Genomic DNA, 21,121 nt, shown 5'->3' with positions numbered 1-21,121 from the left:
ATAAATTGGAAAGATTTTAATCTATGCCGGGCGTTTCTTTAATCGGTTTGCCAATAACCTTATAATTTCCATCGCCTTTTAAAATGGCAAGCATTTGTGTTTGATTGTTAAAAACAGCCTTTGCCGCAGCCAATTCTTTGTCATATTGAAAACTCTGCTCAATTCTACCTTTTTCGTAAAAATAGCGACTAACAATCTGCGTTTCTAAAACTCGTTTTATTTCTGCTTTGTGGTTGGCTAAATCAGTTTTTTTAGCAGATGTAAGTTTATTTTTCAGGTTATCTAAATCTGCTTTTACATCGGCTGTTTTATTTTCTTTATCGGCTTCGTAACGCAATTCAGTCAGCAATCTTTCTGTGCGGCTTTGGTAGCTTAAATCTTTTTCGGCCAGGCTTGCAGCAAAAGCAGTATAATCGGCGTCACTCACCTGGAATGTTTTAGCTGATGAAATGTTAGGTTTATCTCTTTTGAATTGATTAGCATAATTAAAAAACAGGCTTTTATTAAGCATTGTAACCGTTATTGGGCTTAATTTATCGGCGTTTATGGCTATATCCGGATAAACACCATTGCCGCTGTAAACGTTTCTACCAGCACGTGTTTGATACATTGTAATGGTAGAATCGGCAAATCTATCTACTGAACCGTCTGCGTTTCTATGTGCATAATCCAACTTTTGAATACATCTGCCAGATGGCGTGTAATATTTTGCAACCGTAACTTTTACCAGACTGTTGTAAGGCAGGTTAAATGTTTGCTGCACCAATCCTTTACCATAACTGCGCTGCCCGATAACTATGGCTCTATCTAAATCCTGCAACGAACCCGCCACGATTTCTGATGCTGAAGCAGAATTGTTATTAACCAAAACCACCAAAGGAATTGTAGGGGAAATTGGCACATTCATAGTTTTGTAACTGATGGTTTTCTCTGCGTTTTTACCCTTTTGAGTAACAACCAGTAAATCCTTATCTACAAAAAGGTTAACAATTTTTACGGCCTCCTGCAAAATACCACCACCGTTATTTCTCAAATCGAGCACAATGCCTTTAGGGTTTTCTTTGTTGATGTTTACTAAAGCATCTTTAACTTCCTGACCAGAATTTTCAAGAAATTTATCAAGTTTGATGTAACCAATCCCATCGCCAACCATGCCAGCGTAAGTTACATTTGGTTGTTTTATCTCTTCTCTAACTAGTTTTTTAGCAATTTCTTTTCCATCACGAAGTAAAACTAAATCTACTGCTGTACCCTTTGGCCCGCGAAGCAGCTGGCTAATCTGTGCCCTATCTTTACCTTTTGTTTCGATGCCATTAATTTTTATGAGCTGGTCGCCGGCTTTAATATCCTGCTTATTCGCCGGATAACCTTCGCTAACTTCGTTAACAAATAATTTTCCATCAATAAATAAAGTGCCTGCCCCAATACCACCATATTGCGTGCTCACATATTTTAGCTTATAATCTTCAATTTCAGATTCTGGAACATATTCTGTGTAAGGGTCGAGGCTATCTAACATAGCATCAATGCCCGTTTTCATTAAGCCTGGTGCATTGGTTTCATCAACATAGTTGATGTTAATTTCTTTGTATAAAGACGCGAAAATATCTAAGTTTTTAGAAACCAGAAACAAATCTTCTTTAAAAGAAAAGGATAAAATTGCAATGCCGGATACAGTTGCAAAGATTAGGTATTTAAATTTTTTCATCCCTTTATGATTGAAACTTTAAAGGTACGAGCAATTGCTGTCTACCTTAAAGATTGTTGAATTGTACATTGTAAATGTACAAAAAGAGACAAAGATTAAAAACTGCTTAGGTGGGCAAAGCGTAATTTAATCGTTATTTAAGAAGGAAATTTTAATATTTTTTTAAAGTCTGTTGCCTTTTGTATCGGCAAGTGCTTTCTGGATGGTAAATTCTACATAAGTACGATCACGCTTTACCAGCTGCATAATATCTTGTACCAATTTATCTTCATTACCTGGAGAAAAATCTAAAGGCGCATTAACAAGATCACGGTATTTTCTAAAGAACTTTATTTTTACTTTCTCTGCGTTATCTTTTGTAAGTTGAAAATTTGCCATTTCTTTTTCTGTTTAATACAAAAGTAAAAAATATTTGTGCGCCATCTAATTGTTTTAGAATATAAAATGTAAAATTTTTTAGGATCAAAAAAAATCTTGCATGATAATTGTGCGAAACGTGCGTTATAATTCAAAAAATCGAAATATCGAAAACCTTAAACACAATCAAAATGAAAAAACTTATCTTCTCTATTGTTTTCCTAACTGTAGGTTGGGCAACATCTCAGGCACAAACTTTTAATTTAGGGATTAAAGCTGGTGTAAATCTTGCAAAAATGAATGCTGATTTCGCTAGCGAAGAAAACCGTTTAGGTTACCAGGTTGGTGCATGGGCACGAATTGGTGGTGCCAGTTTTTATGTACAACCAGAAGCATATATTGGTAGCAAGGGAAATAAATTTATCAGCTTTACCAACAATAACAATACTGAAGTAGCTGCAGAAGGGAAAGTTAAATTTACCACTTTGGATATTCCGGTATTATTAGGAACAAAGTTTGGCGCTAAAAACTTAAACTTCAGGGTGATGGCTGGCCCGGTATTATCACTGATTCTTGATGATAGCTCTACATTTAATTCGGCTTACCAACAAGCAACAGATTTTAATAATTACAAAAATCAGGCTTTTGGTTTACAAGCCGGAGCAGGTGTAGATGTTGGTGCTATTTCTGTTGATTTACGCTACGAAGCTGGCTTAACAAACATTAGTAAAAGTGAAAAATACAAACAAAACCCTAACTTATTTCAATTAAGTTTAGGCTTCAAAATTTTGTAATTACAGAATACTCAATAATAAAAAAGCGACCAATGGTCGCTTTTTTATTTTAAGTTAGGTTACTTTAATATCGTTAAGCTTCCACTCAATTTTCCGCAATCCGTTTTTAAATCTATAACATAATAGTAAACACCTACTGCTAGTGGTTTACCATTTCGGGTACCATCAAATTCTTTGTTATAACCTTTTGAATTAAAAATCTTTTCGCCATTTCTGTTAAAAACATAGAATTCTGCATTCGGGTAATTTACAGCCCCATTTATTTTCCAGGTATCATTAATTCCATCACCATTGGGGCTTATTGTATTTGGAATTTGTAAAACTTTATTTTCTAACTGCATAAAATCCAATTCTTCTGAATTTACTGTACAACCGTATTTATCAGTTACCTGTAAAGTGTATTTCCCTGCTTTTACGTTCACAATATTTAAGCCGTCGTAAACTACACTACCATCATTATCTATCCATTTGTAGGTATAAGGTGCTGTGTTACCAATAATTTCTATTCCAGTTGCACTGATGGTTTTTCCATCACAGCTAATTAATTGCTGCATTTTAGTAACATCTAATATAGGCGGTTGCGCTACCCCAACAATAAATTCTCCAACAATATTACTACATCCACTACCATTTGATGCCGTTAAAGTGTAACGCCCGTCAGCAACATTTTCTAACATTTCTGCATTGCTAATTTCAATGCCCTTATCATTTGTCCAGCTAAAGTTATTTGGCTTTTCAGATTCATAAGCGGTTATAAAAACACTGCCATTTTCTAGATTGCAACTTGCAGGCGTAATTGTACTTGATTTTACTTTGTAGTTAACTGGAATGTTTTTGATGGTGTAAGTTGCAGAAAGTATATCGCAACCTCCAGGCTGACCCGCTTTTAAATAGTAAACGCCAGCTGGCACGTTTGTTAAATCTTTTAAATTACCAACTTGTTGGTTAGCGGCATTAAACCAGGTAAAAACGCTTGCATCACTAATAACCAAACCGGTAATACTCCCATTTGCAGCACCGCAAAAAACATCATTTATTTTTTTTGATGCATCAGAAATTACAGGCTTTGAAAAACCCGAGGTTGCACCATCCATATTTGTGCCTGTACTGGTTAAACTACCAGTTAACGGGCCATTATATTCCCAATTGCCATTCGCATCAGTTTGTAATGTAGCAATCCAGAACTTTCCCTGGCAATCCGGACATTCATCATCATAAAAAAGTTCTACAACAGCATTAGGAAGATATAAACCCGAAGCAGAGTTTGTAGTAATTAAATTGATTTTCGATTGTGTAATCGTTTTTCCGATAGGCAAATCTTTAAATTCAATAGCCGCTTTGCGGTTACAAAAGATGCTATTTTTTAAAATCGAAACCGGGTAGGAATTTTCTATTAAAATGCCTACCTCATTATTTGCAATGAAATTTCTATCTCCATTAGTAGAACCTCCAATTATCCCTTTAAAGTTTGAGAAGTTTATGTGTATACCTGTAGTGTTTGGATAGTTTTCGTTACCTGATAAAGCAGTACCAATTTTATTGCCTGAAATAGTAAACCCGGCATTAATATAATCCAATAAAATTCCCTTTAATTGACCACCAATAATATTTTCTGAAATAATTGGTGTACAGCTGGCTCCATTGATGTAAATTCCTGTTGCGGCTGGTGCAGGCCTAAAGCTTAATGCTTTATCTACGCCAATAATATTATTTAGTACACGAACGGCCCCCTCTGCAGCGCCCAGGGCTATACCATTACGCACGTTAGCAGTTATCAGATTGCCTTCCTCAGGTGTATCTCCTCCAATTTGCCCATTTTTAAAAAAGCTTAAATCTATACCACTATCATTTGGCATCACATTCATTCCATTTTCACTTAAACCAAAAATATTGGATTTAATTACAATATTTTCAACATAAACTTTAGGAATTACAAATGGAGATAATATTCCTGCATAGTTATTACCAAAGCAGTTCGGCTTATTCGGTGAACCTATACGGATATTTAAGGAATTATATAGATATATAGCTCCCTTTTTTTCATCGATTGAGCCTTGAGGATCGGCTTTAAAGTTACTAAATGATAGACCGTAAATTTCTACAGCCGATGCATTGTCCAATCTTAATCCATTAAAATAAGTATCCGCCGCCCTTACTAAACAGACTTTAATGTTTGGGTTTGCCAGTATTGAGGTGGGTTGGCTAGTGCCATCAATGATGATATTAGAAGTAAGAATTGGCAATTCAGTTTTTAAAGAAATAGTGATATTTGCCAAATCAGAGCCTTGTAAGTTAAAATTAATAATATCTACATCTGCTGTTCCATTTGCATTTGCCTTCAAAATCGTTTCACGTAAACTGCCATCACCAGAATCGGAATTAGAAGTTACAGTAAAAACTGCGGCTTGAAGATTAGCAGCATTCAATATGAGAATGATAGCAATGACAAAATTTCTCATCGAATAAAATATTAATATACAAAAAAAAACCAAGTCAGTTGACTTGGTTTTTCTATTTATGATACAATCTTATTAATAAAAAGAGGTATACGAATTAATTCTAAATGGAAAGGTTGTTGAGCCGGCAATTCCGCTAGTAACAAAAGTATAGGCTTGCCCTTTAGATAAAACTGGCGCAAAGTTTATGGTTAAAGGGGTAGTTGTTCCCGCAACCCTTATTTGATAAACATTTGATTGACCAGGTAATGGGATTTCTACAAAACCAGATGCATTATTAAAGGCTATGTTAGATATTAAGCTTTGACCCGTAGCATTCTGTAATACATCCATATTTCCGGTCGCACCAGAATAAAGATTAACTAATCTTATTAAAACTTTTGATGTATCTAGCTTTGGTTTAACTTCTTCCAGTAATAATGAAGATGGTATTTTTTTATCTGCTCCATAGCTTCCATTAAGAAACATGGTGTAATATTTGCCTCCTTCGGTATTTATAGTCGAATTAAAGACGTTTAAACCTTTATCAACCGTTGCTGTTGCTACAATTTTTGCATCTACCTTATTAGTACCTGGAGCAATTGGCAGATACTGCCCGCTTGAGATTGGGAAGATACTAACATAGCCGAATCCTGTTTCACCTGTTAATGCGTTATAATTACCAGAACTGCGAACATCTCCTAAATAATAATTAACTACTGGGCTACCAGGGGCTACGTTAATGAAACGTAAGTAAGAGTATGCCGGATCGCCAGCATTTATTTTCGTGTATGGTGTACTCTCTACCAGTGTGCCCTTTTTACAGGCTAAAAAACTGGTAGTAAGAACAACTAAAATATATAATATTTTTTTCATGTCTTTTTTGTTTAAGGTTGAGAAAACCACATTTTGTAGGTATGATAATCTGGCTGGTCGGCACCAATTACTTTAAGTGCTGCAACATTCCATAAGTATTCAGAATTATAACGTGGGCGATACCTTTGAGCAGGCTTTCCTCCATTATCTGCAAAAAAGGCAGTTGGAAATACAAAAACACCTTGATATGGATTGTTGCCCTTAACGTCGCCAACATTGTAATTATATTTTCTTAAATCACACCAAGTTTCTACAAAACCATATCCATATAATGCTAAATACTTTTGAAGCATAATATCTCTTAAGGTTAAGCTTGCTGCATTTTGTTTAACAGATGCACTTGTTAAATATGCTGTTTTCTGTGCTGTTGTAATCGCCGTACCTAAACTACTTACAAAGTCGATACTTGATGATATGCCATTAATATATGCTGTGTAAGCCATAGTTGTATTTCCACTTCTGAAAGCAGCCTCAGCTTTAATAAATTGCATTTCAGAGTATGTCATGATAGGAAACCCAACATTATCTTTAAAAAGATATTTACCAAAAGTTGCACCTGGATTTGCACTACCTAAACTTCCCCAAGGATTCGGAATTTGATTTTTTAAAGCAACTGTACCAGGATCTGAAGAGCCTGGCGAAGTTCCTCTATAAATGCCATCCGGTGATGGAGAAATCATCGTTGTTATACGCGGATCCAAAACTGAGCCTGCAACACCTGTATAGTATGTCCCATCTAATAAGCCAACAACCATCCTCGTTTGTCGGTATGAGCCAAGATTGGCCCTCAGCGGTCCGAAAAAGTTTCCGTTAGCAGATACACTTCCCGTATTTGGTACTATGAAATTATCAGCATTGCTACTAAGTGCCTTATCCACATACTCAATAACTTTTGCGGCATTATAACTTTCTTTATTAATTAAATTATTCGCATTTCTAGCCAATATACCATAATTAAACTTAATCCACTTAGCATTATCACCAGCATAAACTAAATCAGAAGCTGAAATTTTTGCTACAGTTCCAGCACCATCTGTACGAGAAAAATTAGCGATGGATTGGTTCGCTAAACGTACTACTTCAGCATAAACATCTTCTTGTTTATCATAATCAAAAATATAGCGATTTGGTTCATAAGCCTGCTTCAAAATAATTTCGCCATGATAATCGGTTGTAGTTTGCCAGCTCCAAGCCTTTAATGCCTGGGCTAATCCTACATAGTTATATTCTTGTTGTTTCGTAGATTCATCAATTATCAGATTTAGATTTGCACCTAAACCATAATAATTTGTTCTCCATATCTCACCCATCGCATCGCTACCGGCAATCCATCCATGAGATTCCCCAACATTTACGTTACCTCCAAAATATTGGACCACTGCACCTAAATATCTTGAATCGAACTGAATACCTCTTTCCATTTGTGCAAATAGCGGAGGGGTTAGCGTTCTGCTCTCAGGATTTTGCGGCGTCGCCGGATCGGTGTTAATATCAAGATATTTTTTGCATCCTGAAGATACGACTACAGCAAAAGCAGTTAATATTATATAAATCTTTTTCATTTCTTATCTAATTAAAATCCAACCCTTACACCAAAGTTATATCCACGTGGTAAACCAAATGAACCAAAATCGATCCCTGTTCCACCCAGACCACCTGATGCTGCACTTAAACCATTAACAGCAGGATCTACACCTTTGTAGTTCGTGATTAGCAGCAAATCTGTTCCAGTTGCAAAGATATTCACACTTTTAAATACATTACTTCTTTCGAATATCCTTTTAGGTAGGCTATAACTTAAAGTAATGTCTTTCAATCTAATCCAATTCACATCTTTTTGAAGAAAATCTAATGTATTGTAATAAGTTGAATAATAACTTGTTGTAATATAAGGGGTTACTAGTATATTATTTTTTGTAGGATTACCCGAGTTTTCTAAACCATCTTTAAGAACCCCGGCAATAACTCTCGGTACTTCACGATCCTCTGATAGCTTAGACATTCCTCTTGCATAAAGATATAGTTCGGTTGCATTATAGATGTCACCCCCTTTTCTCATGTCTAACAAAAAGGATACGTTAAAATTTTTGTAAGTGAAACTATTGGTTAAACCCACAGAAATATCAGGCGCTCTATCTCCGATAGGTGTAAAATTACTTCCTTTGATAGGCATGCCATTTTGCGGGTTAATAAGAATTTGCCCATCATTGTTACGAAGGTAGTCGATACCAGCAAAGGCAGATATAGACGAACCCACAGTATATTGAGCTCTAACGTTATCAAATAACCAACTGTCAGATACATAAAAAACTTCCTGATCGCCAGGTAAAGATGTAATTTTCCCTCTATTTCTAGAAGCATTTGCAGAGATATCCCAAGCAAAATTTTCTGTTTTTATCGGAGTTCCTTTTATTAGAACTTCAAACCCCTGAGATTCAATCTTTCCACTGTTAATGTATTGAAGAATTGCCCCTGTTGCATAACTTAAACGCGGTGCTGTGATTTGCTTATTTGATAATGCTTTGTAATAACTAAAATCAATTGATAAACGATTGTTAAAGAATCCAAGCTCAACACCTGCTTCTTTTTGGGTAGTAAACTCTGCCTCCAAATCAGGATTACCGGCAGTAACGTCTGTTGCAAAACCACCACCAGTTGTAGATTGTGCAATTAATTTAGTTTTAGTCACATAGGCAACTCTTGCATCTTTACCTGATTGACCCCATGAGGCACGAAGTTTACCGAATGATAACCAATCTAATTTTTTAAAAGGTGCTAATTCTGAGAAAACAAAACTTAAAGATGTTGCAGGGTAAAAGAAGCTGTAATTGTTAATTGGCAGCGTTGAAGATAAATCCTGTCTACCTGTTAAAGTTAAATATAAAAAATTGTCATAACCCAGTTCTGCCGATGCGAAGTATCCAACCTTTCTCCTTAATTCATCAGTATAAGCAACACGTTGTGTGGTTGGGTCAGTATTATTCATACTGTAAAAACTTGGCTGGTAAAACCTAGTTCCGAACTGTGCATTTACTTGATATGAGTTATCTGTAATGTCTGTACCTAATCTTAAAACAGGCTTAAATTTGCCAAAATCCTTTTTAAGGGATGCAACAAATGAACCGTTAAAAATTCTTTCATTAGAATTAAATGTGTTAATTCCCCCACCAGAGTACACAGTTCCAGCAACGTTAGATGCGTAGGATTGTGGATGATAAGCTGACATTCCTTGCCCTGCAGAAACATCCGCCCCGCCTCGTGCAGTCATACTAAGCCAAGTTGTTGGTGTATAGTCGATACCAAAATTTGTTAAAACGCGATTGTTTTTTTCTGTATTTGGATTTTTCTCAACTGCCCAGTACGGATTATCTAACTCTAAATTATAACCTCCTGTGATGGTTCTCCTATCTCCGGTAGACGTAAGGTAATTACGCATATCATCAACCAACGGCCAGGTTAGGGAACTTAGCATCGGACTATTAGCTCCTTTATAAGTTTTATCTGTTTTGGAATTGATAAAATTTATGGAACCATTCATTTTGAGTTTATTGCTAATTTTTGCCGAAGCTGTAATTTTTGCATTTAAGCTCTTAAATCCGGTACCCGGAATAACACCTGATTGATCTGTATAACCTAATGATGCTCTTACAGATAGTTTATCACTTCCGCCTTCTACAGATGCATTATGCTTTTGGGTAAAACCAGTCTTATAGAAATTACCAACATTATCATAAATTGGTCTATTAGCCGGATATTTAGCGCCGAAGAATGTCCTGGTTCTTACTTCTTCATCAAAAATACCGCCTGCGCCACCACCATACGTAGTTTGAATATCCGGAAAACGGTAAGCGTTTTCAACCCTGAAAGAATTACTGTAATCAACACGGGCAGTACCTGCTTTTGCTCTTTTTGTAGTGATAATTACCGCACCCGAAGCGCCTTGTGTACCGTACAATGCCGATGCTTCAGGACCTTTCAAAATTGTTAAGCTTTCAATTTCCTCTGGATTAATATCCATCGCTCTATTACCGTAATCGTTTTGACGATTAAATGTACCTTGACCTACTAAATTATACTCACTAAAAGTCCTATTAGAAATCGGTAGTCCATCTACTACAAATAAAGGCTGATTGTCACCATCCAATGAAACACCACCTCTAATAATCATGGTAGCTGAAGCTCCTGGAGTACCGTTAGTTGGTGTAATCGTTGCTCCTGCAACACGTCCTTGCAAGGCTGTTAAAAAATTGTCGCGTTGGGTTTGAGCAACTTCATTACCTTTTATAGTTTGAGTTGCATAGCCTAATGCTCTGCTAGAACGTTCAATACCCTGAGCTGTAACAATAACCTCATCCAAACCTTTTGAATCGGCTTGCATGTTTAAGTTAATCGTTGTGTTGTTTCCAACCGTTCTTTCTACAGAAGCATAACCTACGTAAGAAAAGGTTAAAACATCGGTTTTTAGGGCCTTGATGGAATAATTTCCATCGCCATTGGTTTGAGTTACTGTTGTGCCTCCTTTTATTTTAACAGAAACACCGGGTATAGGTCCATCCGAAGAGGTTACCTTACCAGTAACGGTAATTTGTTGCGCAAAGGCCTGTGCCAGCAACAAAAACGTACCAATAAAAATTAATAGTAGTTTTTTTTTCATAAACTGCCTGTAAGGAATAAATAAATTTGATCAGTTGTTAAGTTTGTTAGTTGGTATTTCTAAACACGCACAATACCGCATGCTTATCAATATTTTAGCTAATATCATAAATGTTTTTTAATAATAGAACAAACAACTAATATTTTTATTTACAACCAACGATACATAATTGCAAAAAACCGCAAAAACACGCAATTATTTAATATTTTTTCTACATTAGCATAAACCAAACAAACAATGCTTAAAAAAGAACGCCATGATTTCATTATGCGCCAAATCAATTTGCACAATCGCGTGCTCACTTCAGATTTGGTTCAACTGCTTAATGTATCTGAAGATACTATAAGAAGAGATTTGCAAGAACTTGTTGATTTGGGTAAGCTTTACAAAGTTCATGGTGGAGCATTATCTAAATCTTACCATTCTTCTTTTGATGATAGTACCGTTTATGCTCGCGATAGTAAAATCATTATTGCAAAAAAAGCAACAAGCTTAATTAAAGATGGCATGGTTGTTTTAACCGGTGGTGGCACAACTGTATTGGAGTTTGTTAAGCAACTTCCAGAAAATTTAGAAGCAACTTTTTTTACAATAAGCCCTTTAGTTGCCGTTGAATTGGCGAAATACAATAACATTGAAGTTATCTTAATTGGAGGTTCATTTTCCAAGAACTCTCAGGTATCGTACGGCGGTAGCGTGATTAATCAGTTGTCAGAGATAAAAGTAGATTTATGCCTGATGGGTACTAGCGCATTGCATCCAGATGCAGGCATGACGGATACGGATTGGGAAATTAATCAATTAAAAAAAGCGATGCTTGCAGCTTCAAAAAAATCAGCGGTATTGTGCATTTCTGAAAAGTTAGAAATTACACTCAGATTAAAAGTTTGCCCGATTGAAAGCATTAGCTATCTGGTAACTGAATTAAATAATGATGATTTGCTTCTTCAGCCTTATCTATCAAAAAACAACGTTAATATTTTATAAAAAAAGAGGCTGCCACAAAAAAAAAATTGATTTACTGTGTGTACAACTAATATTTTGGACATTCGTTATTCCCAATTTAATTTTGACTTCGCGGTAATGACAGGAAAATGAACTAAAGTTTCCTAGCCAGCTACCAAATTTTGGTTTTGAGGCAGCCCCTTAACATTATAATAGACGAAACCTTAATTTACAGCAATATTCACAGCTGGTTTATTGGTTTCGGGATTTTTAGGAAGCTGTATTTTTAAAATTCCATCAGCATACCCAGCTGATATATTTTCAATCATTACTTTTCCATTTAAAGCAAAAGCTCTTTCGAATGCGCCATTTGCATATTCCTTTCTGCTAAATTTTCTTTCCGTTTCAGCATCATCTTTAGGTGTGTAAGAAATAGTTAAAACATCATCTTTGGTTACTACCTTTAAATGTTCTTTTTTTAAATCAGGCGCATACAAATGAATAATAAAATTCTCATCAGTTTCTTCAATGTTAGCGGCTACATTTCTAAACCTGGTAAAAAAATGTTCTGCATGGCGGGTAAATCTTCTGCTTTGGTGATGACCAAACCTTCCGCCCCAACCTCTATTCATTTTGCCGTTATGGCATCTATCTTCTTTATACATTGTTTTATATTTATTGTTAAATCTCTTAATTAAATTGAAACACCATATTGTGTTTTGGGAATAGCCAGCATTTGGGTAATGATATTTGCATAAGGATAAGCAGGAGAAAAGACAGCATAATCAAACTTTAATCCTTTAGTTTGCTCTACAATACCATCTATAAACTTCATCGGCTCTAAAAGAGCTGTTATTAAACCCGATTTCTGATTTCCCTCTTCACTCTTGTTAAAAACATTTAAACTTGTGGCATAAGCTTTAAAATCAGCGCCAATGTGCTCTATGGGCAGCTTAAATTCATCCGAACTGAAGAAAGTAACTTGCTCGCCACGGGTAATCATTTCGCTGGCTAAGCTCAAAATAGGATTAACTTCATTCTGCGATGGTTTGCTTAAAAATAAAACTTGCGACATGTTAGGTTATTTTTTAAGGCTATCAATTGGTGTAATTATACTATCTTCAGTTTTACTGCCGTGGTGACTAAAAGCATGATGCTTTCTATATTCATTGTGGCAGTTATTATCGTGGTAATTCCGATTTTTGAAATCCAGCCTATCTTTGTAGCCGTTTTGAACCGCCAAAACATTTAGGCTGTAAAATGTTGCTCCTGCAACTGTTAGTGCTAATAATATTCTAAATGCTTTCATGTTCTTAATAATTTACATTAATATTCTGTACCAGAACATCTCCCTGAATTGTAGGCTTATACCATTGATTATCAATTGGTACTACACCTGAAAACTGATGTTCAAATTCAGCAAACCTTTCCATAAAATGCCTGCGTTTTCGGTAAGCAAACAATCTCGCAACCATACCGATTACCATTGCAATCAGAATAAATTTAAATATGAATGGAACAAAGAACATGGTAGCACCGAGTACAATTCCAAATCCTATAGCTTTTAATATCTTCTTCATTTTATTATTTCTTGTTATTTAAATAGGTAGACGTAAGCAGTTTATTTTTACTTTAAATAATTTTGATTTTATTCAGCACCTGTGCAAACCTCACCCTGTGAAAGGAATTAGGGAAATCTAATGTGTGCAACCCCTCTCCTTGAAGAGGGAAATTTAAGATTGTGGGTTTAACCCAGATACCGAAATTAGAGGAACAAGCATGCGAGAAGGAAGCAATCTTTCATAGTTGCGAAAACTGGCATGGCAGATATTTGTAGGAAAAAACGAAGAAACTGTTTGCAGTTTCAATCATAAAGCAATGAACAAAATAATTTTCAGCTGTGCGGAGATGCGTGAAAGGGGAAAGCCTCAAATTATTTTCGAAAACAGTTTATCGAATTTTTACACAAATAGATGCAAACCTTGATTTTTGCTCCACTTTTTATCAAGAAAAAGTGGAAAACCCGTCTAGCAAAGACAATAAACGAAAACCTGAATCTGTAAAAAGGAAAATTATATACCACAATCTTTCATAGTTGTGAAAACTGGCATAGCAGATATTTGCAGGAAAAAACTAAGAAACTGTTTGCAGTTTCAATCATAAAGCACTGAACAAAATAATTTTCAGCTGTGCGGAGATGCTTGAAAGAGGAAAGCCTAACAAATTATTTTCGAAAACGGTTTATCGAATTTTTACACAAATAGATGCAAGCCTTGATTTATTCATCTGTTTCTATATTTTATTGGTATTCATGAACTCGCCGAAAGGCTCGGTTTTGCTCCACTTTTTATCAAGAAAAGTGGAAAGCCCGTCTGGCTAAGACAATAAACGAAAACCCTGAGCCTGTAAAAAGGAAAATCACTACCCCAATCTTTCATCGTTGCGAAAACTGGCATAGCAAATATTTGTAGAAAAAAACGAAGAAACTGTTTGCAGTTTCAATCATAAAGCACTGAATAAAATAATTTTCAGCTGTGCGGAGATGTGTGAAGAGGGAAAGCCTCAAATTATTTTCGAAAACAGTTTATCGAATTTTTACACAAATAGATGCAAGCCTTGATTTATTCATCTGTTTCTATATTTTATTGGTATTCATGAACTCGCCGAAAGGCTCGGTTTTGCTCCACTTTTTATCAAGAAAAAGTGGAAAGCCCGTCTGGCGAAGACTATAAACGAAATTTGCAAAAAATCAACACGATGACCGCGATTAAAAAAAGCCAGCTTTTCAGCTGGCTTTAAAATTATTCTTTATTACGATGCCCCCATCCGCCACATCTTCGTTTATATTCTTCTTTAAATTTTGCCCGCTCTTCTTCGTTCATACTTTGCCATTTCGAGCGCATACCCATTGCCTTTTCACGGAAACGATTTCCACCTCCACCACCTTTATTGAAATTACCAAAAAGTAAGCGGCATAAAACTAATAAACCTAAAGCTTGCCAAAAATTTAATCTTCCGGCATGTGTAACTTCTGGTAAAATCCAGTTCCATAAATACATAACAATAAAGCCTAAAGCGGCAGCAATTAGCGCTATAACAGGTAAGAAGAAAATAAATTTCTTGCCTTTACTAAACTTTCTGTTTCTCATCTCCTGCTAAATTAATAGTTTATAAATTCTTGATATAAATTTTGTAATCGGTTCCGCAGGTGTTTCACTGCATATCCTTTTCTCGATATTAATGTTTTAATATTTTCGCCAGTTTCATCTGCAAGCTCTTGGAAGGTTCTGTCTTCCAATTCATTCTGTACAAAAACATAACGTTGATTCTCTGGCAACTCTGCCAAGGCTAAGAAAAGCTGATCCCAAAATAGCTTTTTCAAACTTTCTTCTTCCGGCGAAAAAGATTCTGCCAGTAAAATCTCTCTGAAATTGATTTCGCCCTCATCATCTTCATAGCTCAAATCATCAATCAGTACATCTTTTTGCTTTCGGTAGCGGTCGGTAATTTTATTTCTGGCAACACGGTAAAGCCAACCGCCAATTTGCTCAATAGCTCCCGCCTCAGGTTGGTTGCTTAGCTGATACCAAACATCCTGCAAAATATCTTCTGCGTCCTCATCCGTATTTACCCTACCACGGATAAAACTGAATAAGCGCTTGCCATAACTGGCAACGGTAGAAATTATATTTTGAGATTCGTTTGCTGGCACTATTCGTATTTATTAAACCAATAGACGGATGGAAACCAATATTACTTTAAATTATTATAATTTTTTTTTGAAGGAAGGTTGAGAAGCGTAACTAAAATTAAAGATTTTTATTTTTGAAACGGAAGGAAGTAGTTTTTGGTGTAATTCAGCCCTGCTTTTCCTGCCTGTCCGGCAGGCAGGCATTACAATCAGATTTAGAAACAATGGTTAAGCGTCAAAAAATTTGCAATCACGTCATTGCGAGGCACAGCCTGCCCCGACAATTCGGGGAAGCGATCTCAACGTTATATATTATGAAGTTTTATAAGCGAGTTAAAAACCTTGTAAACTTATAACTACTTTAAAGCACCCGTAGGGTAAGTGCCTTTATCAACCAGTAATTTACTATTGCCTTTTAAATCTGAAACGTAAATTTTACTGCCTGCAGATTTTTCAGAACCGCTAAAAAAAATTCTATCATCAGCCGTTAAAAAAACATAAGGCACATCCATTCCGGCAGGAGAAATTTGCGATACTTTTTTGCTCAGTAAATCTAAAATATAAACGCCTTCGCTTTTTTCATTTTGTTTGCTAACAGCATTAAAAACCAACTTCTTTCCATCATTAGTGAAAAAGAAACGACTACCACTTGATACACCAAAATTACCACCAATTAAAGATGAAATTGCTTCTGTGTTTATCAGCTTACCAGAAATATCGAAAGTGTAAAGGTTTATTAAATCATGGGCAACTAATTCATTTTCACCTTTCCAAGTTGGCGAATATACGTTTAATTTAGATGCTGCATCCAACACCAAAAACCCAGTGTTATCTGGCTTAACAATACCTATTTTCCAAAGATTTTCTTCGTTGAAAATATTATAGGCAATAATTTTTCCGCTAGGCGACCACATTGCCTGATAATAATTTCCGCTATTTGCCCTTAATTGCAATTGGCTTTTATTTTCCATATCGGCAACCCAAATACTTCTATGCCCTAAGCTATCAGTTATGGTGTAAGCCAGTTTATTACCATCAGGAGAAATTGCCGGATTTGCCGCGCCACCAAAAGAAATCTGTTTCATTGTATCAATACTTGTTGCTACAATTTTACTTTCATCCTGGTAAGCCAAAGCAAAATTTTTATTGCCTAAAGAAACAGTATCTAAAATAGCATTTGAACTTTCTTTTGTGGTTTCATTATTGTTGCAAGAAGTAATAATGGCTACACATAAAATTAAAAGTATTGCGAATTTGCCCGAGATATTAGTCATGCACAATTTTACAAATAGTTTTTAAACAAAAAGATTCGGGCGCTTTTGAAACCCGAATCTTTTTGCTTTATGATTTTAATAAGACTTAACCTTTTTTCTTATCGGCGTAGCCGAAAACCTTTTGCAGCAAGGTTGTGCTTCTGGAACTAAAGTTATCTCTGATTTTTAATTCTTCTTTTGCAACTTCGACAAATAAACCTTCGATGGCTTTTTGAGTTACATACTCAGTTAAATTGGTGTTTACGGGCTTAACTAAAGGCAACCTGTTATATTGCGAAGTTAAATCGCTGTAGTATTTCGTTGCATTTACTTTATTTAAGCTGGTAGTTACAATCGGACTAAACTTCTGCATCAGCTGTGCTGTTGTAACACGCTTAAAATATTCTGTGGCAGAATCCTTATTACCTAGAAGAATATTTGTAGCATCGGTTAAAGTCATTTGCTTAATTGCAGATATAAATATAGGCTTAGCTTCGGTTGCGGCATCTTCTGCAGCCCTATTTAAGCTTGTTATTACATTATCGCAAAGTTTATTTAAGCCAATTCCCCTAAGTGTTCTTTCTACCTTTTGGGCTTCTGGAGGCATTAAAATTTTAACAGCCAGGTTACCAAGAAAACCATCTTTAACCGAAAGCCTATCGGCACCGGCAGAAACACCAATCTGTAAAGCTTCTTTAATTCCTTGCCCAATTTCGAATGTTGTTGGTGTGCCGGTGGCGCTTGTTGTAGTTGTTTTTTCTGTTACTTTTTTAAAAATGTCGCTCAATTTAAACTGAGCATTTACCTCTTGATTTGTAAATAATATTAATGCCAGAGATGCAGATAGAATATTAATTTTCTTCATTTTGTGTGTGTTTAGTTTTGCTATGCAAAACAACTGCCATAAATTTTTTGTGGTGTTTAATGAAGAGGTTTTTAGAAATAAGAAAATGCGTCACTTTGATCCTTAGTGAAGCATTACGAAGTGCTCAGCCAAGTTAATCTTTGGAGCTAGCTAATAAATTCAAAGATTACTACATTTTGCTGCACTTCAGTCGAAATGACGAAGAAGACGAAAAACAAAAGCGAGACTATATTAACCAAAATGTATAGAATTTGCTTATCAAAAAAGATAACTACAAATGATTTTATAATACCTCAATCGAAAATATTTTTTATACTTGAATGATAATTTGCCTTAGCTACCCAATTTTTTGAAGTTTATAAAAAACACAGCTGGTAACAACCAGAAAGAAGATGCAGAATTAATTGCCGAGTATAAAAATACTGGCAATTTAGACTCGTTGGGTTCGCTTTACAACAAATACATGCATTTGGTTTTTGGGGTTTGCTTAAATTATTTTAAGGATGAAGAATTGAGCAAAGATGCGGTAATGCAAATTTTTGAAGAGTTGGTGCGTAAATTATTGGTACACGAAGTTCAAAACTTTAAAAGCTGGCTGCATGTGTTAACCCGAAACCATTGCTTAATGGCTTTGAGGAAATCTTCCAAGCAAAATAACGTTTCTATTGATGAAACTTTTGTGGAAAATACGGAGTTTGTGCATCTGGATATTGACAATACAAAAGAAACGCAGCTTACCATAATGGAAAAGTGCATGGAAACTTTACCAGAAGAACAGCGAAAAAGCGTAGATTTATTTTATTTACAAGAGAAATGTTATAAAGAAGTAGCCGATATTACGGGTTACGACATGCTTAAAGTTAAAAGCTATATTCAAAACGGAAAGCGGAATTTAAAGATTTGTATAGAGAAAAATAGCGGTGAATAACGATTGGTTAGATATTGATGTGCTTGAGGATTACCTTGATGGTAAGCTTGATGCAAAGGCTATGCACTTTGTAGAACGCCAGGCATTGGAAGATCCTTTCATTGCAGAAGCTTTAGAGGGATTAAAACACTCACCAAAGCGTAAGCAAAATATTTCTATACTACAAAAACAGCTTTACGATAGAATTTCAGAAAAACCAATTAAACGTAAAATGTGGGGCATTACCACACAACGTTTAAGTATTGCTGCTACGGCTACCGTAGCATTTATTGCCGTTAGCATTTTGTTTTTCATGCGAGAAACCAATCGTAAAAATGCAGAAATTGCCTCAAGAAAATCAAACGGTGTACTGGTTGATGTGGCACCAAAAAGCGATTTAGCCATAACAAAACCCAAAGAAGCCGAAAAACCAATTACCGAAGCTGCAAGTACAGCCTTTATTGATAAAGCTATTGTTGACGCAAAATCTGGAGATTTAGCAAAGAATGGTAAAGTACCTTCTACGTCTAAAAATGCGATGATAGTTGCTGCAGCTGCCGATAATGTGCCCGCCAAACAAGTTCGCATGGTTGATGTACAAAATACCGCTATTAAACAATCTGTGCCCGTTGTAATGGGAAGCGTTGCGCCATACGCCGAGAAGAAAGCAAAAGCTAGTGCGGAAGTTGCAAGTAGCGATGCCATTGCATATTCTGGAGGAACATTATCTAACAATGGATTAATTTACAGTGGCAATGTAGTTGCGCAAAATGGACTACCAGTTTCTGGAGCGGTTATAAAAGTAGCTGGAACAAAAGCCATTACAACTACAAATGCCAAAGGTTATTTCTCGCTTCCGGTTGATAGTACAGATAAGAACAAAGAAATATTGGTAAAAGCACAGGGTTTTGATGATAAAACGGTTACAACTGACCCGAATGCCATTAGAATGGCGCTGAGTGGAAACTATTCGTTAAATGAAATTGCTGTAATAACAGGTTCATCGGCAAGGAGAAATGCAATTCCACCGGCTGCGCCGAAAATTGTATTAAAAGCTGTAGAAAATCTTGATAAAAATGCAGCGGAAGCAAATAAACCAGTTCCGGTTTCTACTGTAAATTATGCACAGTATTTAGAAAGCAACAATAAACTTTACAATCCGAAAAGTCCTGAACAATTCGTTGTTTTAAGTTTTAGGATAAAAAAGAATGGTCGGCCTGCAAATGTAGTGGTTATTAAATCGCTTAACAAAGCTGCTGATGCAGAAGCTAAAAGACTAATATTGAACGGGCCTGACTGGGTTCTACCTAAAAATGGCGCCGACAAAGTTGAGTTAAGCGTTAAGTTTTAAAATTAAACCATGGCGTTCGAAAAGGAACGATTCTGAAAATATTTTTATAAAAACCTGTCCTAATAAGTATAGCCTTTTCTGGCTTTTTCGGAAAAGCATCAATAAAACGACTGGTTATTACTATTAGCGAAAGCATAAAGATTGCTTCACCGAATTGTCGGGGAAGGCTGTGCCTAGCAATGACGATAAGCCTAAATCATGTACAAACTCCCTTATTATACTGCCAACAATCAAGATGAAGTTCTTGAATTTATGCACAAAAACACTTTTATAACTTTAATTGGTTTTGATGGTGAATTTCCGGTAGCTACGCAAGTTCCGGTTAAAACTATTGTAGATGGTGATAATATAAAATTGATTGGTCACATCATGACCAAAACCGACCATTGCAAAGCCTTTGAGCAAAACCCAAATGTAATGGCAATTTTTACGGGTGCACATGCCTATATAAGTGCATCTGTATACGAAGAACCAGCTTCAGCATCAACCTGGAATTATAAAACTGTGCAAGCAAAAGGAATTATTAAGCTTTTAAACAGTGATGAAACTTACCAGGTAATTAAAGATTTAACGGATAAGTACGAAAATCCTGAAAATAGTGCTGCTGCCTTCCATAAAATGGATGAGGCTTACATAAAAAAACATTTAAAAGCAATTACAGGTTTTGAAGTTTTGGTAACGGAATTAGACCATGTTTTTAAAATGAGCCAAAATCATTCCTCACATAACAAAGCAAAAATTGTTGAATATTTAGAAAAAAGTGATGATGTTCTATCGCAAGAAGTTGCGAAAGAAATGAAGGGTGGTTTATAGATAACTTCAGCTCTTCGAGATGTTCTGTAAGGCATCTCGAAGTTAAAATAAAGAGGATTTCAAATCCTCTTTTTACTATTCATTCAGGATGCGCTTCGCTAACATCCAGAATAGCAGTTAGTACAGCAGACGCTCCCAAGAATTACTTACAATCATTTTAAACCCGATTGCAGTGAAAATACTTTTACTTAACCTATAAGGTTTTAAAAACCTTATAGGTTTAAAAGATTGAAAGGGAAAGCGGGACCCAGCTCTTCCAGCTCTTCGAGATGTTCTGCAAGGCATCTCGAAGTTAAAATAAAGAGGATTTCAAATCCTCTTTTTACTATTCATTCAGGATGCGCTTCGCTAACATGCAGAATAGCGCTTAGTAGAGCAGACGCTCCCAAGAATTACTTACAATCATTTTAAACCCGATTGCAGTGAAAATACTTTTACTTAACCTATTAAGGTTTTAAAAACCTTATAGGTT

The 21,121-nt window shown here is 35.7% G+C and carries 19 protein-coding genes; 5 read left to right on the top strand and 14 right to left on the bottom strand.

The window, feature by feature from the left end; genetic code table 11:
• Positions 1–16: 16 nt before the first annotated feature.
• Complete coding sequence (locus LUA90_RS06260; protein WP_231490622.1) at positions 17–1,708, bottom strand: S41 family peptidase; 1,692 nt, start codon at positions 1,706–1,708, stop codon at positions 17–19.
• 162 nt (positions 1,709–1,870) lie between these two features.
• Entirely contained in the window at positions 1,871–2,086 is a 216-nt protein-coding gene (locus tag LUA90_RS06255) for a hypothetical protein (RefSeq protein ID WP_231458724.1), read from the bottom strand.
• Positions 2,087–2,256: 170 nt separating this feature from the next.
• On the opposite strand from LUA90_RS06255, the gene LUA90_RS06250 reads away from it, so the two are divergent.
• Positions 2,257–2,859, top strand: coding sequence for a porin family protein (locus LUA90_RS06250; protein WP_231458723.1), 603 nt, complete (start codon positions 2,257–2,259; stop codon positions 2,857–2,859).
• 59 nt (positions 2,860–2,918) lie between these two features.
• On the opposite strand, the gene LUA90_RS06245 is transcribed toward LUA90_RS06250, so the two are convergent.
• The 4 genes from LUA90_RS06245 to LUA90_RS06230 all read right to left on the bottom strand — a co-directional run bounded on the left by LUA90_RS06245 (position 2,919) and on the right by LUA90_RS06230 (position 10,824).
• On the bottom strand, positions 2,919–5,318 hold the full coding sequence (locus tag LUA90_RS06245) for a gliding motility-associated C-terminal domain-containing protein (protein WP_231490621.1): 2,400 nt from the start codon (positions 5,316–5,318) through the stop codon (positions 2,919–2,921).
• Between the two features lie 72 nt (positions 5,319–5,390).
• Complete coding sequence (locus LUA90_RS06240) at positions 5,391–6,170, bottom strand: DUF4397 domain-containing protein (protein WP_231490620.1); 780 nt, start codon at positions 6,168–6,170, stop codon at positions 5,391–5,393.
• Between the two features lie 11 nt (positions 6,171–6,181).
• The gene (locus LUA90_RS06235; RefSeq protein ID WP_231458720.1) at positions 6,182–7,732 is read right to left on the bottom strand and encodes a SusD/RagB family nutrient-binding outer membrane lipoprotein; all 1,551 of its coding nucleotides are present in this window, start codon (positions 7,730–7,732) and stop codon (positions 6,182–6,184) included.
• An 11-nt stretch (positions 7,733–7,743) separates the two neighbouring features.
• Positions 7,744–10,824 carry a SusC/RagA family TonB-linked outer membrane protein gene (locus tag LUA90_RS06230; RefSeq protein ID WP_231458719.1) on the bottom strand — a complete coding sequence of 1,027 codons (3,081 nt, stop codon included), beginning with the start codon at positions 10,822–10,824 and terminating at the stop codon, positions 7,744–7,746.
• Between the two features lie 237 nt (positions 10,825–11,061).
• Between LUA90_RS06230 and LUA90_RS06225 the strand changes: the two genes are divergently transcribed.
• The gene (locus LUA90_RS06225; protein ID WP_231458718.1) at positions 11,062–11,811 is read left to right on the top strand and encodes a DeoR/GlpR family DNA-binding transcription regulator; all 750 of its coding nucleotides are present in this window, start codon (positions 11,062–11,064) and stop codon (positions 11,809–11,811) included.
• A gap of 182 nt (positions 11,812–11,993) precedes the next feature.
• On the opposite strand, the gene LUA90_RS06220 is transcribed toward LUA90_RS06225, so the two are convergent.
• The 8 genes from LUA90_RS06220 to LUA90_RS06185 form a co-directional block, all read right to left on the bottom strand.
• Positions 11,994–12,434, bottom strand: coding sequence for an Hsp20/alpha crystallin family protein (locus LUA90_RS06220; protein ID WP_231490619.1), 441 nt, complete (start codon positions 12,432–12,434; stop codon positions 11,994–11,996).
• A gap of 29 nt (positions 12,435–12,463) precedes the next feature.
• A complete protein-coding gene (locus LUA90_RS06215; protein WP_231490618.1) occupies positions 12,464–12,844 on the bottom strand; it encodes a hypothetical protein in 381 nt (126 codons plus the stop codon).
• Positions 12,845–12,850: 6 nt separating this feature from the next.
• On the bottom strand, positions 12,851–13,078 hold the full coding sequence (locus LUA90_RS06210) for a hypothetical protein (protein ID WP_231458715.1): 228 nt from the start codon (positions 13,076–13,078) through the stop codon (positions 12,851–12,853).
• Between the two features lie 4 nt (positions 13,079–13,082).
• Entirely contained in the window at positions 13,083–13,349 is a 267-nt protein-coding gene (locus LUA90_RS06205; RefSeq protein WP_231490617.1) for a hypothetical protein, read from the bottom strand.
• A gap of 1,221 nt (positions 13,350–14,570) precedes the next feature.
• Positions 14,571–14,918, bottom strand: coding sequence for a hypothetical protein (locus LUA90_RS06200; protein WP_231490616.1), 348 nt, complete (start codon positions 14,916–14,918; stop codon positions 14,571–14,573).
• 11 nt (positions 14,919–14,929) lie between these two features.
• Positions 14,930–15,481: an RNA polymerase sigma factor gene (locus LUA90_RS06195; protein ID WP_231490615.1), complete on the bottom strand. Its 552-nt coding sequence runs from the start codon at positions 15,479–15,481 to the stop codon at positions 14,930–14,932.
• A 335-nt stretch (positions 15,482–15,816) separates the two neighbouring features.
• Positions 15,817–16,734: a hypothetical protein gene (locus LUA90_RS06190; RefSeq protein ID WP_231490614.1), complete on the bottom strand. Its 918-nt coding sequence runs from the start codon at positions 16,732–16,734 to the stop codon at positions 15,817–15,819.
• Between the two features lie 85 nt (positions 16,735–16,819).
• Positions 16,820–17,578 (bottom strand): DUF4197 domain-containing protein, encoded by a 759-nt coding sequence (locus LUA90_RS06185; RefSeq protein ID WP_231490613.1) that lies wholly within the window; start codon positions 17,576–17,578, stop codon positions 16,820–16,822.
• 349 nt (positions 17,579–17,927) lie between these two features.
• Between LUA90_RS06185 and LUA90_RS06180 the strand changes: the two genes are divergently transcribed.
• From LUA90_RS06180 to LUA90_RS06170, 3 genes are all read left to right on the top strand, one after another.
• Complete coding sequence (locus LUA90_RS06180; RefSeq protein ID WP_231490612.1) at positions 17,928–18,506, top strand: RNA polymerase sigma factor; 579 nt, start codon at positions 17,928–17,930, stop codon at positions 18,504–18,506.
• Positions 18,499–19,836 (top strand): carboxypeptidase-like regulatory domain-containing protein, encoded by a 1,338-nt coding sequence (locus tag LUA90_RS06175; RefSeq protein WP_231490611.1) that lies wholly within the window; start codon positions 18,499–18,501, stop codon positions 19,834–19,836. Before LUA90_RS06180 ends, LUA90_RS06175 begins: the two co-directional genes overlap by 8 nt.
• Before the next feature lie 198 nt (positions 19,837–20,034).
• Positions 20,035–20,649: an FMN-binding negative transcriptional regulator gene (locus LUA90_RS06170; RefSeq protein ID WP_231490610.1), complete on the top strand. Its 615-nt coding sequence runs from the start codon at positions 20,035–20,037 to the stop codon at positions 20,647–20,649.
• Positions 20,650–21,121: the final 472 nt, after the last annotated feature.

It is taken from the genome of Pedobacter sp. Leaf170 (genome assembly GCF_920984665.1).
GTDB lineage: Bacteria > Bacteroidota > Bacteroidia > Sphingobacteriales > Sphingobacteriaceae > Pedobacter.
This window is presented reverse-complemented; position numbering and strand designations above follow the sequence as displayed.

Excerpts from the sequence above, each read along its gene's own strand:
- LUA90_RS06260 (WP_231490622.1), bottom strand. The coding sequence starts at position 1,708 with ATGAAAAAATTTAAATACCTAATCTTTGCAACTGTATCCGGCATTGCA.
- LUA90_RS06255 (WP_231458724.1), bottom strand. The coding sequence starts at position 2,086 with ATGGCAAATTTTCAACTTACAAAAGATAACGCAGAGAAAGTAAAAATA.
- LUA90_RS06250 (WP_231458723.1), top strand. The coding sequence starts at position 2,257 with ATGAAAAAACTTATCTTCTCTATTGTTTTCCTAACTGTAGGTTGGGCA.
- LUA90_RS06245 (WP_231490621.1), bottom strand. The coding sequence starts at position 5,318 with ATGAGAAATTTTGTCATTGCTATCATTCTCATATTGAATGCTGCTAAT.
- LUA90_RS06240 (WP_231490620.1), bottom strand. The coding sequence starts at position 6,170 with ATGAAAAAAATATTATATATTTTAGTTGTTCTTACTACCAGTTTTTTA.
- LUA90_RS06235 (WP_231458720.1), bottom strand. The coding sequence starts at position 7,732 with ATGAAAAAGATTTATATAATATTAACTGCTTTTGCTGTAGTCGTATCT.
- LUA90_RS06230 (WP_231458719.1), bottom strand. The coding sequence starts at position 10,824 with ATGAAAAAAAAACTACTATTAATTTTTATTGGTACGTTTTTGTTGCTG.
- LUA90_RS06225 (WP_231458718.1), top strand. The coding sequence starts at position 11,062 with ATGCTTAAAAAAGAACGCCATGATTTCATTATGCGCCAAATCAATTTG.
- LUA90_RS06220 (WP_231490619.1), bottom strand. The coding sequence starts at position 12,434 with ATGTATAAAGAAGATAGATGCCATAACGGCAAAATGAATAGAGGTTGG.
- LUA90_RS06215 (WP_231490618.1), bottom strand. The coding sequence starts at position 12,844 with ATGTCGCAAGTTTTATTTTTAAGCAAACCATCGCAGAATGAAGTTAAT.
- LUA90_RS06210 (WP_231458715.1), bottom strand. The coding sequence starts at position 13,078 with ATGAAAGCATTTAGAATATTATTAGCACTAACAGTTGCAGGAGCAACA.
- LUA90_RS06205 (WP_231490617.1), bottom strand. The coding sequence starts at position 13,349 with ATGAAGAAGATATTAAAAGCTATAGGATTTGGAATTGTACTCGGTGCT.
- LUA90_RS06200 (WP_231490616.1), bottom strand. The coding sequence starts at position 14,918 with ATGAGAAACAGAAAGTTTAGTAAAGGCAAGAAATTTATTTTCTTCTTA.
- LUA90_RS06190 (WP_231490614.1), bottom strand. The coding sequence starts at position 16,734 with ATGACTAATATCTCGGGCAAATTCGCAATACTTTTAATTTTATGTGTA.
- LUA90_RS06185 (WP_231490613.1), bottom strand. The coding sequence starts at position 17,578 with ATGAAGAAAATTAATATTCTATCTGCATCTCTGGCATTAATATTATTT.
- LUA90_RS06170 (WP_231490610.1), top strand. The coding sequence starts at position 20,035 with ATGTACAAACTCCCTTATTATACTGCCAACAATCAAGATGAAGTTCTT.